This is a genomic window from Photorhabdus kayaii, assembly GCF_025384895.1.
In the GTDB taxonomy this organism is placed as follows: Bacteria; Pseudomonadota; Gammaproteobacteria; order Enterobacterales; family Enterobacteriaceae; genus Photorhabdus; species Photorhabdus kayaii.
On sequence record NZ_JAJAFZ010000088.1, the window covers coordinates 1 to 13,837 of the forward strand.

General features: G+C 34.4%; 14 protein-coding genes and 1 pseudogene. All 15 read left to right on the plus strand.

The genetic code is table 11. The features are described 5' to 3' along the window. The first annotated feature begins 430 nt into the window (after nucleotides 1-430). The gene (locus LGZ98_RS21255) at nucleotides 431-1,201 is read left to right on the plus strand and encodes an SDR family oxidoreductase (protein ID WP_262978548.1); all 771 of its coding nucleotides are present in this window, start codon (nucleotides 431-433) and stop codon (nucleotides 1,199-1,201) included. A gap of 1 nt (nucleotide 1,202) precedes the next feature. Next, nucleotides 1,203-1,589 carry an acyl carrier protein gene (locus tag LGZ98_RS21260; protein WP_113044310.1) on the plus strand — a complete coding sequence of 129 codons (387 nt, stop codon included), beginning with the start codon at nucleotides 1,203-1,205 and terminating at the stop codon, nucleotides 1,587-1,589. Nucleotides 1,590-1,598: 9 nt separating this feature from the next. Next, the gene (locus tag LGZ98_RS21265) at nucleotides 1,599-2,663 is read left to right on the plus strand and encodes a hypothetical protein (RefSeq protein WP_113044309.1); all 1,065 of its coding nucleotides are present in this window, start codon (nucleotides 1,599-1,601) and stop codon (nucleotides 2,661-2,663) included. 7 nt (nucleotides 2,664-2,670) lie between these two features. After that, nucleotides 2,671-3,966, plus strand: coding sequence for a beta-ketoacyl-[acyl-carrier-protein] synthase family protein (locus LGZ98_RS21270; RefSeq protein WP_228903161.1), 1,296 nt, complete (start codon nucleotides 2,671-2,673; stop codon nucleotides 3,964-3,966). A gap of 1 nt (nucleotide 3,967) precedes the next feature. After that, nucleotides 3,968-5,383, plus strand: coding sequence for an AMP-binding protein (locus LGZ98_RS21275; RefSeq protein ID WP_113044307.1), 1,416 nt, complete (start codon nucleotides 3,968-3,970; stop codon nucleotides 5,381-5,383). Beyond that, nucleotides 5,380-6,042 carry a hypothetical protein gene (locus tag LGZ98_RS21280; RefSeq protein WP_262978549.1) on the plus strand — a complete coding sequence of 221 codons (663 nt, stop codon included), beginning with the start codon at nucleotides 5,380-5,382 and terminating at the stop codon, nucleotides 6,040-6,042. Before LGZ98_RS21275 ends, LGZ98_RS21280 begins: the two co-directional genes overlap by 4 nt. A 220-nt stretch (nucleotides 6,043-6,262) precedes the next feature. Next, on the plus strand, nucleotides 6,263-6,928 hold the full coding sequence (locus tag LGZ98_RS21285) for a class I SAM-dependent methyltransferase (RefSeq protein WP_262978550.1): 666 nt from the start codon (nucleotides 6,263-6,265) through the stop codon (nucleotides 6,926-6,928). A gap of 1 nt (nucleotide 6,929) precedes the next feature. Then, complete coding sequence (locus LGZ98_RS21290) at nucleotides 6,930-8,111, plus strand: AMP-binding protein (RefSeq protein WP_113044304.1); 1,182 nt, start codon at nucleotides 6,930-6,932, stop codon at nucleotides 8,109-8,111. A gap of 3 nt (nucleotides 8,112-8,114) precedes the next feature. Continuing rightward, nucleotides 8,115-8,930, plus strand: a complete 816-nt coding sequence (locus LGZ98_RS21295; RefSeq protein WP_113044303.1) for a hypothetical protein — start codon at nucleotides 8,115-8,117, stop codon at nucleotides 8,928-8,930. Nucleotides 8,931-9,008: 78 nt separating this feature from the next. Then, nucleotides 9,009-9,827, plus strand: coding sequence for a class I SAM-dependent methyltransferase (locus LGZ98_RS21300; protein WP_262978551.1), 819 nt, complete (start codon nucleotides 9,009-9,011; stop codon nucleotides 9,825-9,827). Continuing rightward, entirely contained in the window at nucleotides 9,817-10,878 is a 1,062-nt protein-coding gene (locus LGZ98_RS21305) for a citrate/2-methylcitrate synthase (RefSeq protein WP_228903046.1), read from the plus strand. Before LGZ98_RS21300 ends, LGZ98_RS21305 begins: the two co-directional genes overlap by 11 nt. An 8-nt stretch (nucleotides 10,879-10,886) precedes the next feature. Next, entirely contained in the window at nucleotides 10,887-11,633 is a 747-nt protein-coding gene (locus tag LGZ98_RS21310) for an ApeI family dehydratase (protein WP_262978552.1), read from the plus strand. 610 nt (nucleotides 11,634-12,243) lie between these two features. After that, the gene (locus tag LGZ98_RS21315) at nucleotides 12,244-12,753 is read left to right on the plus strand and encodes a DUF6622 family protein (RefSeq protein WP_262978553.1); all 510 of its coding nucleotides are present in this window, start codon (nucleotides 12,244-12,246) and stop codon (nucleotides 12,751-12,753) included. A gap of 67 nt (nucleotides 12,754-12,820) precedes the next feature. Continuing rightward, a pseudogene (locus tag LGZ98_RS21320) lies at nucleotides 12,821-13,102 on the plus strand (antiterminator Q family protein); the annotation flags it as partial. A 316-nt stretch (nucleotides 13,103-13,418) separates the two neighbouring features. Next, nucleotides 13,419-13,837, plus strand: a 419-nt coding sequence (tnpA, locus tag LGZ98_RS21325) for an IS200/IS605 family transposase (RefSeq protein ID WP_262978554.1), incomplete at its 3' end; no start/stop codon positions are given.

Sequence of the window (13,837 nt, forward strand, 5' to 3'; positions counted from 1 at the left end):
TAAAAAAGTATGCTCGCGCCCTGCCTTCAAGGGGTAAGCCAAAGAAGCAAAGACACTTATCTTGAACGAAGAGAAAGGGCGTCATTTAGGCGCAGTCGGTAATATGCCCTTATAGGGCTAGAGCAAACCACCCGCTATGCGGGTGGTTATGATTCGGCTCTTGCAGCATCTGCTATTACGTACCGATAGAAGTGAAAATCTAAATAATAATTGTAGAGGTCGCATTTTGTGGTTCTGTCACATTAGTGGAACTCACCTGATGTTTCGCTAATGCGACAGAACCATCTAAAGTAATTACTCATAAAAATGATAACATAAGAATAATAATATAAAAGTCAACCAATGTGATTGATAAAGAAAAATGTAACTGATTATGGGAAATAACGTTCCGATAAAGTAAATTACTATTCTATTTTGATGGGATTTTATTATGAAATTTATTGTTGATAGTGAATTGAAATTAACAAATAAACGTTCGGCACTAATTTTGGCTGGCACTTCAGAAATAGGGGAGGCGGTAATTAATGATCTAATTAAACAAGGTTATGATATTATGTTTACTTGGTGGAAAGGAGACGAAAAAGTAAAAAATATAGAAGAAAAATATGGTGATCGCGTAAAGCCAGTACAACTTAATTTAATGAACGAAGAACGAGTCACTGAATTCTGTCAACTTATTGAGAGCGAAAAAATTAATGTAACAATTTATTGTGCAGGGATTAACCCAGCTAAACTGTGTGATGATTTAGATCCAGATACTATAAAAAACATCACCTGGATAAATTTTATTTCTGCTACACTTATTTTTAATGTTATTGCTAAAAACATGAAATTATACAAAGAATCAGAAGCAAAATTTATTTATATTAGTTCCGTGGCTGCTCACAAGACAAATATTGGTAATAGTGTCTATGGAGCAACAAAAATGGCTATGGAGCGATATATGTCGAATATAGCATTAGAGTTTGCAAGATTTAACATACGAACTTTATGCCTTAGCCCCGGTTATATAAAAACACATATGTTGAAAGAATATTGTGATAAAAAAGGTATCACTTTACGTGACATTGAAAAAAACATCCCCACCCGTCAACTACTTTTACCACAAGACATTGTTAATACTATAAACTCTTTTATTAATAACCAAATAACTACTACAGGTATCACGTTAACATTAGGAAACGGTGAGAGGTTAATATAATATGTATATTTCTGTGATAGAAAAAGTATTCAAAGACGTTATGTACATTAGTGAAGATACAAAAATAGATGTAAATAAGTCATTGTTCTTAGATTATGATATGACATCTATCGATTTTATTGATTTTTCTTTTGAGTTGAAGAAAAATCTTAATATTGACATTACCCCTGATACCTTATGGCCTATAAATAAAATGGCTACACTGGAAGAAAACTATTCATTTAAAGATAAAAAATGGACATCCGAAGGGATTTCCCATCTAAACAGACAACTAAAATTTTCCAATAAGGCTGTAATTAATGATTTTGAAATAGAGTTTAAAGAATTATACAAATACTTCACTATTTATTATATAAATCAAAAATTAGTTCATTCTCTACAAAACTAGGAATAAAATATGAGAAGATCATATATTAAAAATTATGGTGTTTATCATCAGTATGCTAAAAGTAGTACAGATTTACTTTCATTAATGACCTATAAATCTAAAACGGCTAGAAATTTTCCATTAGTAAATATTTATTCTGAATCTAAAATTTCTATCAGTGATCCTACATTGATTAAACGAGAAGATCGGGCTGTATTAAATACTATATCTAAATTATCAATCAATGCATTAGCTGATCTGGGGAAAAAAACCAATCTTAAATTTTTATCAAAAGCAAGACTTTACTCAGCTTGTGATAGTGAGGAACATAATTTGAATACGTTGAAAGAGGTTGTTCATAAAGGGGCTGATGATTTTTGGAAAAATCTATCTTATTTTAATAAGTTAGATAACCCATTGGAAATGCTTCGCTTATTGCCGACTAATCCTCTTTATCATATTTCCAAGATACTCTCTAATCATGAAGAGGGAATTCCTTTGCGTTCCGCATCATTAAGTGGCATGAGTGCTTTAAAAATGGCCAAAGAAGACATTATTCATAATGATGTTAAGCAAGGAGTATTAATTATAAATAGCGCAAATATGTTAAGTTCTGATATCTTAACCGTGTTTGGTAAATTTGGTGAAATTCGTGAAAATACGTCAATGAACTCAGGTATTATTCCTAGCTGGGGTAGTGTTATTCTCCATTTGGATCATGATCCGCATGAAGCACTAGCTGAAATAATTTCCATTATTATTCATTATGCCCCGAAAGTAAAATACACACATGAAGATTGGAAAAATATTTTTATCGAACAAAAAAAGAAACACGGTACTCCCGATATAATAATCAGTTATGATAATGGGATTTTAGAACAAAAAGAAGCTGAGTATAATTCAATAGAAAAGATATTTCCAGATGCAAAAGTTATGAATTACAAGTTAATTACAGGTTATACTGGTAGGCTAAACAATATCCTTGATATTCTATGTTGCCTGAATGACCCGGAAATTCCTAATGGCTGTAGATTATTGTTAAATGGCACAGGAATAAATTACGGTTTGGGATGTGTTTTTTTAACTAAAAAGTGACGTGAAAATGGATAAAAATCTACCTTTCGACCCGTTGTGTATTAGTTTATATAGTGCAATCACTCCACTCGGTAATAAATTGGAAGATATATATTTAAATTTGAAAAATAATATCAGTGGAGTTAAGCCTATTAAAAAATTTGACCATCACTCTCTGAGTTCATCTTATGCTGGCATACCCGATGAAGGGAATGAATTACTTCAGTGGCCAAAGAAAAAACATTTCCGTAATGGTGAGCTTTTCTATGCAGAAAAAGCAGCTATTGAACTTTCCCGTCAGATAAGGTTAATGGATTATTATTCATCCAATGAAATAGGTTGTATAATTGGCACAGATGAACCTGCTATGGATATAGATCAGTGTATTGAATTTACTAAAAAACTACCACTGAATGCCACTAGAGAAAATCGTATCAAAGCATCAATTGAACATTTTAAAGTCAGAGAATTATTCGACCTAGAATGCGGTGCCATTCTTAAATCTATTCATAATATTATTCCGTACACTGGCACCAGTTTTGCTCATCTTGGACTTTGTTCAGCTTCAACGCAAAGTATTGGATTGGCTATGCGTGCTATCCAGAGAGGCCAGATAAAGGCGGCTATCACAGGAGGGGTTTCTGCTAAGGTTACTCCATTAAATGTGGCACGCTTAGAAGGGATGGGGGTCATTACGACTGATAATCGTTATACGGGTTCACAACTGTCACGTCCCTTTGATCGCAATCGTAGTGGTTTTGTATTAGCAGAAGGTGCAGTTTTATTTGTTATTGAAAAAGAATCAGCCGTTCGAGCACGCCAAGGAATATCACTGGTGCGGTTACTGGGATATGGCAGTTCCTTGTGCGCTGAAAATATAGTGGCTCCACACCATGATGAACTAGAAATGAGGCTTTCGATGGAAAGGGCACTGAAAGATGCGAAGATTGCTAAGAGTCATATCGATTTTGTTAGTGCTCACGGTACATCAACGGTACAAAATGATCTTCATGAATCCCGGGCTATTTCCAGAGTATTTGGTGAACATCAGCCGGCAATTATTGCAACCAAATCAAATCATGGTCATCTGATCGCGACAGCTGGAGCTATGGAAATACTTACTGTTATTGTAGCATTTCAGCATAATTTCTTACCCGGTATTTTAAACCTTGATGAACCAGATTCCCAATTGCCGGAACATATCTCGCTAGTTAGACAACATACTTATATGCCTTTGCATTATGCGATAAAAAATTCATTTGGTATGGGTGGTAGTGCAGCCAGCTTAGTACTCGGCAACCCTAACATTATTGAGAATAATTGATATGTTAACTATCGTATCTTTATTACAGAACAATTGGCGCGTTAAAGTTAAAAATGAAAGTTATAATGGTGCCGATTTTACGGCAATGGTGCAAAGTGGTATCACACAGATCTTCATTCACTCTGCTCATTATAAGACTAATCGAGAAGCGCTATTCGTTTTTCTAATCAGAAACAACTTAGAAGGAATGCTCTATTATTTCCTTGCTTCTGCACTTAAACTAAAAGCGATGATTGTGAATATCCGTGATATCACCACAGTCCAAATGTTGGTAAAAGAGGATAATATTGCTGCTTACGTAATGAATCCAGCATGTCAAGCAAGAATCCCTATAAATAAGAAGATTGTCCTTACTTCTCATTGTTCTGGTTCAAATTATATCAGATCTACATACGATTTTACTCCGTTTCCATATGCCTATTTTTACTTTATGACTTCTGGGACAACCGGTAAGCCCAAGCTGATGCAATACAAGGAAATTAGACTTACCGAGAATGCTGAAAAAGTCCGGTGTTATCTGAAGATAACTTCTGACAATAATACCCTGTGTATTTTTCCTGTACAGTATATGTATGGGCTATCTACTATGTTAAGCACTCTAATTTCAGAAGGAGGATTAATATTCGAACACTATCGATTGAGCAGTATTAATGAGATAATCCATTTTTATTCTATCAATACCCTGCCCTTGATTGGTGATTTGATGCTTCCACTAAGTAAAGTACTAACTGAAAGCCGTACACGGTTAGCAACTGTTCTAAATGCATCAGATTGTTTACTTACCTTTCAAGCGACACAAATAATGAATTGTTGTGATGTATTATGGAACAATTTTGGTCAGACTGAATCTGGTCCTCGTTTATTTTGCCATAAATTTGAAACGACCAGTGATATCGAAAAAAGAAGCCGTAATAGCGTGGTCGCTCCAGGTTTTGTTATATCTGACGAAATTCAAATTCAATTGAAAAAAAACACTGATTTTACAACTGGCTTTAGTCAAATGTACTATCAAACACCATATTCTGCCGATGGGTATGTCGATAGTAACCTGACTCTCTTACATAATGATGGATGGTTTAACTCTGGTGATCTCTTCGAAAAAGATAGTGACGATTGTTATTATTGGATTTCACGTACTGTGAACGAGTTTAAAATTAATGGAAAATTTTTCCCTGAAAAAGAAATATCTAATCAAATTATGCAGGAACTTGGTTACGTCCGTCACTACTTTAGCAAAAACTCTGAAGGTTTCATTGAGATAAATATCGAATCAACTGTGGAAAAAGAAATGGTTAGTAATATAAAGAATTTGCTATTACAGTCTTGGCACCGTTACGACTTTATAGTAAATACTATCCCCTTTATTCCTACAACTAATACAGGTAAAATAAAATTCATATCATCGGGGGTAAAATGATAAGGGTTTTTATTAATTTAAAATCAAATCTGTTTCTTTGCTTGTTTTCATATACTGAAAATACTTTGCTAAATGAAAAAAAACATTACCCTATAAAGTTACCTTCTTTTATGAGCCAAGCCAGTAATACTATACGCCAACGAGAATTTGCTAAGCAATATAGTTTAATCTTATTAAAAGAGCTTTTTAGTACTGATTATGCTGCTGTTAACAGCTATTACAGTGTCAGTCATGGTAAGCAGCTTACTGCACTGCTCTTAAGTCATATACCGGAAGTTGGCTATATTGGTGTTGATATTGAGTATCTTTATTATCATAGAAAAGTACGCCATTTTATGATTGATTATCTACGAAAATATGAGAGTTATTTAAACCCAAATACAGATAAAATTTACTTATCAACAGTTGTTTTTTGCTGTATGGAAAGTATCTATAAAGCATTATTTTATTTTCAGCCATTTACCTTTAATATTGACGATTATGTGTTGGAAAAATTCGATGATCAACTGTGCACATTTATTTATGTTGGGAGTGAAATTAAACTTAAAATTCCAAAAATACACTGTACTTATTACGAGATTGATGGTTCAATAATTGCGGTTACGTTAATGAATGACTCTCTTGTTTCTGTCTTAGATGATAGTAATTCGTTAGTGTAACAATAGTATCTACATAAGCGCCCTAATGTTTTCGAAAAATTATTTATTTTCAGATATTGAAATATAAAAGTATTTAAATTAAAAAATAAATTAAATATGCGTCATGTGGTAAGTCATGTTTATAGGTAAAACCTAATTTCAATCACATAGACAAACATCACAATAATGCATTAGATTAGGTGATTTTATTTTCTATTCATACACTATAAGGACATGAATAATGAAAGATTTATTTGTTGCTTTAACTCCTGAGCAATACGAAAATTTTGCAATTGTAGGAACTTCAATATGGAACTTCTATCTTAGAAAACGCCTTCTTGAAGAGATGGCAACTATCACCTCAGAAAAAAATAGTTTATTGGATGTGGGCATGGGGACAGGCCATATGCTTTTTAATTTATTAGATGCTCCAGAACTTATCCATTACCACTTAAACGGAATTGATCTTGATTTACGTATGGTTACTTTCTGTAGGGAGAAAATAAAAAAACACGCGTTACAATCGAAAATAACCGTGTATGAAGGTAGTGCCAGTGCATTACCATTTAATGAACAGATATTCTCATTAGTTTATGGAAGGTCAATTATTCATCATTGGTCAGAACCCCAAAAAGGTTTACAGGAAATATGTCGTGTATTGGATAAAGGTGGGATTGCCATTATTCATGAACCATTGGCTGATGCAGATGAAAAAGCCATTAAGTTATTTAACGAAGAGCGAGAAAAATGTGGTGTTCCCAATATGAGTATCGATGAGAAATATATGTTAGAACAAATTCAGTCACTACTATCCTCATGCCAGATGAAAAACATTGAATACCATGTGAAAAAAGGAACCGGGATAGGTGCTTTAGGTTGTGAAATTCTTATAAAAAAGAAGGTGTAATATGAAAAATTATGACAATTCACAACTATTCCAGAGTGAACGGGAACGTCTGGCAACAATAACACAACTCTATTTTTCTGATTATCAAGAATTTTGCAGTATAGTGCCTGTAAACAAGCAAATACTTTTACCTGTGAATACACCGATAGAAGCGGCTTCTTTTCCTGCCTTGATAGGCACAACCAGCGGAACCACAGGAACAATGAAGGCTGTACGGACTGCTTTCAAAGTGAGTAAAAATTCAGCTTCCAATAGTGAACATAATCTTATTGTCAGGCTAAAAAAACAACAAGTTTTTACTTGCCAGGACGTAGTAGGTAATCTGTTTACGATTAATTTGTTCTCATCATTACACTACTCTGCCTGTGAAATAGCAAAATACTGTCATGCCAATGTAATTCCAATCGGAGATATTAGACTCTTAGATAAAAAACATTTTCATTTTCTCGTAGAAGTTGGTCTTTCCGTATTATTTGGTGTGCCTGCCTCAATTATTCAATTTATTGAGGCAATGAAGTATTTTGATATTTCATTATCAATAAAAAAGATAGTTTTCACTGGTGAATCCCTTCGAAAAGACCAGGAAAAATATATTCTGGATATATTAGGGAATGATTTAAAAATTATTGGACTGTATGGGTTGTCTGAGTGTGGTTTTCTGGGACTTTCTACTGAGAATCATGATCAATATATTCTCTTTAAAGAGGACTTCTTTTTTGAATATGATAATAAGTTTGGGTTGTTAGTTACTTCATTGGATCACACAGCGTCATATCGTTTGATCCGATACCCTACTGGTGATAATGCAAAAATCAGTTATAGAAACGAGAATCTGCTCTTAACTGATATCAGACGTCATATAGATGAATTTAACTTCATGGGGAATGTTGTTAATTGTAAAAAAATAACACGCCTTATTGTCAATAAATTACCCGATGCTAAAATACAAATTGAATTATCTTCTGATAATAAGGGTAAAGAATGTCTCATGATAAAAGTTTTGTCTAAAGAAAATGATAAAGTTGATTTAGATAGCCTAGAAGAAGAAATACGAAATATACCAGAGTTAGCTGAAGTTTATAGTAGAAAGCGAGGAAATGTTTGTTTAATTAAAACAGACTATAACGACTTTTCTCTATCTCCACGAGGAAAGCATTTGTTAATCATAGATAATCGGAGTTAAATCATGTTTGATGATATAATAAATAAGATAAATGAAGCAATAAATTATCCAATAGAGAAATACTCGTTATCACCAAAATTTAATGAGCTTACCACAAAAATACGTGATGACCTTCTAGATGTAAAAAAGTATGACCCTAGTCAATATAATAGATTTTGTGAAATTCAGTCACAGCTGCTGTCAGTTTTAGATAATAAAGCACTAGCATATAGTAAAAATTGGGAAATGATGATTGCTGACTATATGACTGGGACGTTGCCATTCTCTGGAGATGAAGCTTCAGCCGTAGATAAAATGAAAAATTACTATATTGAGCGTAACCGTTCATTATATTTTGATGAGAAAGACTTATTGAAGAATGTTCTTTCCCACCCTAAATATGTCTGTCATGTTGGATGCGGACCAATGCCTTCATCAGTTCTAATGTGGTTGAAATATACTGATGCACACATAACAGCAATTGACCATGACAAATATTCTGTTGAGTCAGCCCGTGCGGTATTTGAAACCTGGAGACGGCCTAAACAAATCTCTGCTGACCGAGCAACATTTGTTGCCACAAAAGGAGAAAATTTCAATTATGCGGGTATGGATCTGATTATCATTTCCAGGGCTATCTTAAACAAAGAAGGCGTTTTTTCTGCCATTCTTAATTCAGATAAGGATACAGTGAGCATCATTGAAAGGACACCTAGGTACTTTTATAGCTTAGAATTCTACCGTCCGAAAGGTTTTGAACGTTATCAGTTAGCGACTAAAGAACGTTACGATACGAACCTTAATTTGTATAAATTTTCCTCATGGAGTGGGGAGGGATAACACAAATTAGGCAGGAAAGCTTTCCCCTTTTATTAAGGGGAAAGCCTATTTTAATAATAGACAAAAGGATATTAAATTATGTTAAATGACATAATAGATAAAATAAATCAGGCAATAGGTTACCCTATAAAAAAACAATCTGGATTACTACCAGAGTTTGATCTTATAGTAAAACAAATACGTGATGATCTTTTGTTTGTTAAAAGAAATCATCCTGATTTATATCGTAAATTTAGCCATAATCAGGAGCAATTACTTTCAAAATTGGATAATAAAATTATTCTCGATGAGAAAAATCATGAAACAATTATTGCCAGTTTTATGTGTGGAAAAAAAACACTAACCGGGAATGAAGTATCTACTTTAAGTGAAAATCTAAAATTCTATACTGAGCATTATCGCTCATTATATTTCGACGAAAGAGAATTATTAGAACAATCACCTAAGCATATATGTCATATTGGCTGTGGCCCCATGCCTGCATCGATTCTGATGTGGATGAAATATACAAATGCCAAGGTCACTGCAATTGATTACGACAAAGATGCTATTGAGTCAGCTCGGGAAGTATTTGAAAACTGGCGGCACCATAAAGGAGTGGCTGTTGAACGAGCAACGTTTATCACTGAAGCTGGAGAGAATTTTAACTATGCTGGCATTGATCTGATTCTGCTCTCATCGTCTATCGTAAACAAAGGAAACGTTTATGCTGCCATTCTCAATTCAGCTATTGATATTGTAAATGTAATCGAGCGAATCCCTCATTTTCTTTATCACTCTCAATTTAGAGGTTCAACAAGTTTTGAACACTATTTGTTTGCTACCAAAGAGCGCAACGACATGAATTTGAGACTTTATCGGTTTCCTGCACTCAATGGAGAACAACATGGAAAATAACTCAATTGATTACTATGACATTGAAAAAAACATTCTATATATTCGCCAGAAAAACATTTTAACCTTAGCGAAAAATTATCACTACTTACAAAATACTTGGTTTTCTCTAAGCGGTGATACTTTATCACTTGAAGAAATGGATAGTCTGGTAATGAAAGCCAGCACAGTATTACAAAACAGTGCGTGTGTAGTAAGGATTCAAAAAATGCACCAATTGTTACCCTGCAACCAAGAATTATCTTCCTTACAGCGCTTCATCATACTACTAATGCAAGTAGAAATAGATCAGTCTTTTCTTACCGAACAATCAATTACAGAAGATCAATCTGATTTGATGGTAATACTGTTGTTACCGTGGCTAATTGAACTTGCAAGACGCAAAGAGTACACCCCTCCTCTTCCACAACTAACAAATTGCCGCGCATTTAGTCAATGGTTTCTGACGTCACTTAGTGATTGTACTGATAATACTATTGATAGCAGTTTTATGATGTCGCTGTTATTAGGTGGATTCGGTATAGTTACACCAACCACCGCGACAGTAAGATTTATTGCCAGTACTAAAAACAGTGTTAATTATGCCTTAATAGGGGCTTTATGTGCAGCCGGTCCGTCACATTTAGGTGCTTGTCAACTCGTTACGAAAAAACTTAACGCTTTATCTTCTCGTTTAAAACGAGGGAATATCAAGAGTGCCATGCATAACTATTGTGCCACTAAACCCTATCCGGGCTTCGGCCATCCAGTTATGCCACGAGATACGCGTGTTGATGCATTTTTTTCTCAATATAATGATATATTTACTCCTTATAAAATACTCGCTAATACCATTACCTCTTATTGTGGATTAAACGCTAATGTAGATTATTTATTAGGCTGTGTACTCAGTCAGAGACAGGTTGATCCCTATATTGCCGTACTTGCTTTCTTTGTTTGTCGAGCACCTATCCTATTGAGTCATTATAGACAACGTTTCAATGCACATGCATTTGGTATGAGTTCGAAGGAATTGCGTGAAAAATACAAAGAACTTCCGAAACACTGGTTATAAGGTGCAACATGGAAACACAATTTCTTGCAATATGCTTACCTTTGAGTATTGAACCAAAGAGAGACATGGCAACCAGTGTTGCACTACTTTCAAGTTGGCAAGGGCATCAAAATCACAGTGCCATTAGTCTGTTGATTGAAGCCTTAAATCAGTTTGCGGTTCGTTATGTATCCTCACAGTTTTCAGCTAAAATGCAGCAGCGTTTTCTTCCTGTTATGATTGAACATTTTTCCTGTAAGGTGGCATCATGTGGCAATAAGATGATCGTGGAAGGGGGACTTGAGCGAATCTATAACACTTTCCGTGTTAACTGCCGAGTTTATAGTGGAGGATCTAGAGAAAAAATTGTTGCGCAAGCCAGCATTATCGTCAGTGAAGTAGAATTATCAAAGACGCCTTTCGCTGAGATTTCCATTGAAAACTCTGCTATTTCCCTATGGGAAGTCTGGCCTATCAGCAACCACTGTTATGGTTTCCATTTGAATTCAGGTCATTATTTGTTTCAAGAACATTTTCCGAGACAACCTGTTTGCCCCGGCTCATTACTTATAGATCTTGTTTTCTCTCTGTGTAAAAGGAATGAAAGTAAGACTGATATCATTAAATTACACAAAGTCAAATTCCTGAAAGCGGTAAGACCTGATCATAATTATACAGTATCACTCAAAACTGATAGTGAAGGAATGTTAGGTAATTTTTTTATCTGTGATGAAAATGGTGAACGTCATACTAATGGCAGTTTTTCCTTCTTGTAGGCACTGCCATGAATAATTTGTTAAAATTTTTTATCTCTCTGATTCTCTGGAATCTCTATTCTTATATGATGTTTACTTCATTAAACATAGAAACAAAATTTACAATTTGGGGTTTGCTTTTAGCCTTTCTAATCGTAATTAATCGTCATCTTATTTCATCGTATGAACCGATAACTTTATGAGATTTATCAAATTTTATATTTATTTTTATTAGCGATTGTTTCGATTGGATTTCATTAATTTCTGACTATCCTGCAAGTTTCTGTTACACAATTTTATCTATTATTGCTATAGCCAATTTAATCATAAAAAAGCTATTCACGATTGCATAGTCGTGAGATTCGCTTTCAGAAGATAAGTTCAATCATGTTGTTTTTTATAAAATTTATAAAATATAACATTAATATGGCTTTTTGTTCTTGTAATAAATGGGATCATAGGTTACATTTTTACATCAAAGTAGCATTCCCGCTTACTATCTTTAAGCACTATTGTTTTCACCATGCTTGTATCTAAATATTTACCCTAAATAATGAGGGATTATTACAGAAAGAAAGCAAAATCACCTTAATGATAAACTTCTCATACAAAAAAACTAATGAGTGACAACATGCCACAATACATCACTATTATAAAAGACACACCTATATGGGTCTGGATTCTGCTTGTATTTCTTGTCATAAGAGGCATTAAAGCTCTTTCAGACCGTGAAATGAGTATAGGGCGCATTTTCTTGCTGCCTACCGTATTTTTAGTTTGGGGAATACATAGTGTTCTCACGGAAACCTACTTCTCAAATTTATCACTGGTGATGATGGGAATCGGTCTGATTTTCGGTACTACTATTGGTTGGATACTATGGAGATCACAACCACGATTAAGAAAAAAAACTAACAGCAACTTAATTATTCGCCCAGGTACGCCTTTGATATTGATAGTGATCATGATTACTTTTGTAAGTAAGTTTCTTATGATGGCTTTATTGAATATTTACCCAATATTGCTATACTCATTACATTATAATTTATTCTTCGGGTTATTGAGCGGCATTCTTGATGGTATTTTTTGGGGAGGAACACTGAATCTTTTTATTTCATGGTGTAAGAATAAGAGTTCATAACCAAGATCAATATTACTTCTCGTTAGGTTATTTTTTTGGTTAGCGTGCGTAAGAAAACTGCTGTGATAACGACGGCTTGATCATTGATGCTTGTATAGCAAAGCTGCAAACGGTAGATAAGTCTGAAGAAATTGAAGTTTTATTTATGTACTACGCTTTAGGGCTTTCCAAACGGTCTATAGCGCGTTTACTTGAAGTATCGGATATTGAAGTGCGTTCCCGGTTACAAAAGGGAGAAAGTTTTGTACAGGGATGTCTGGCTATGCTCGATATTAAGTTAGAAATGGATGATGAAATACGAGAGCACAAAAAGCTTACGCGTACGCAAAAAGCTATGGTAGTGTACTAATCAGTTAAAGTTGCGAATAAGCGCTAAAGCTAATAAGCCCCAATATTCTTATCGGGGCTTATTTCATTTGGCTCTTGCAGCATCTGCTATTACGTACCGATAGAAATGAAAATTTAAATAACAATTGTAAAGGCCGCACTTTGTTGCGGCCTTTTTCGTATTTATGGCTTTAGCCAGTTTAAGTAGCGTCAGCTGCTTAAACATAAAACCACCCGCTATGCGGGTGGAGACCCGAGGTTATACCAAGAAAAACACCTTTCCGTTACGCTATAGATGTTCAAGCTAATATACGTAACTGAAATAAGGAAAGGTGTTTATGGGGATTAAAGCACAAAGCTCAGCACATACAAAGTGGCTGTGCAAATACCATATCGTTTTTTCGCCGAAATACAGACGAAAAGTCATTTTTGCCCGTATCCGTACAAGCATAGGTGAAATATTACGAGACCTTTGTAAGTACAAAGGAGTTGAAATCATTGAAGGCCATTTAATGTCAGATCATGTCCATATGCTCGTGAGTATCCCACCGAAAATCAGTGTGTCGAGTTTTATGGGATATTTAAAAGGCAAAAGTTCGTTGATGATATTTGATAAGCATGCGAATTTAAAATACAAATTTGGCAACAGGAAGTTCTGGTCAGAAGGATACTATGTAAGTACGGTGGGGCTCAATGAAGCCACAATCCAGAAATACATAAGAGAGCAAGAAAAGTCAGATTTAATGCAGGATAAATT

What these genes read in the sequence shown, in the direction of transcription:
- LGZ98_RS21290 (WP_113044304.1), top strand. Translation starts at nt 6,930, where the DNA reads ATGAAAAATTATGACAATTCACAACTATTCCAGAGTGAACGGGAACGT.
- LGZ98_RS21260 (WP_113044310.1), top strand. Translation starts at nt 1,203, where the DNA reads ATGTATATTTCTGTGATAGAAAAAGTATTCAAAGACGTTATGTACATT.
- LGZ98_RS21265 (WP_113044309.1), top strand. Translation starts at nt 1,599, where the DNA reads ATGAGAAGATCATATATTAAAAATTATGGTGTTTATCATCAGTATGCT.
- LGZ98_RS21285 (WP_262978550.1), top strand. Translation starts at nt 6,263, where the DNA reads ATGAAAGATTTATTTGTTGCTTTAACTCCTGAGCAATACGAAAATTTT.
- LGZ98_RS21295 (WP_113044303.1), top strand. Translation starts at nt 8,115, where the DNA reads ATGTTTGATGATATAATAAATAAGATAAATGAAGCAATAAATTATCCA.
- LGZ98_RS21275 (WP_113044307.1), top strand. Translation starts at nt 3,968, where the DNA reads ATGTTAACTATCGTATCTTTATTACAGAACAATTGGCGCGTTAAAGTT.
- LGZ98_RS21270 (WP_228903161.1), top strand. Translation starts at nt 2,671, where the DNA reads ATGGATAAAAATCTACCTTTCGACCCGTTGTGTATTAGTTTATATAGT.
- LGZ98_RS21300 (WP_262978551.1), top strand. Translation starts at nt 9,009, where the DNA reads ATGTTAAATGACATAATAGATAAAATAAATCAGGCAATAGGTTACCCT.
- LGZ98_RS21255 (WP_262978548.1), top strand. Translation starts at nt 431, where the DNA reads ATGAAATTTATTGTTGATAGTGAATTGAAATTAACAAATAAACGTTCG.
- LGZ98_RS21280 (WP_262978549.1), top strand. Translation starts at nt 5,380, where the DNA reads ATGATAAGGGTTTTTATTAATTTAAAATCAAATCTGTTTCTTTGCTTG.
- LGZ98_RS21305 (WP_228903046.1), top strand. Translation starts at nt 9,817, where the DNA reads ATGGAAAATAACTCAATTGATTACTATGACATTGAAAAAAACATTCTA.
- LGZ98_RS21315 (WP_262978553.1), top strand. Translation starts at nt 12,244, where the DNA reads ATGCCACAATACATCACTATTATAAAAGACACACCTATATGGGTCTGG.
- LGZ98_RS21310 (WP_262978552.1), top strand. Translation starts at nt 10,887, where the DNA reads ATGGAAACACAATTTCTTGCAATATGCTTACCTTTGAGTATTGAACCA.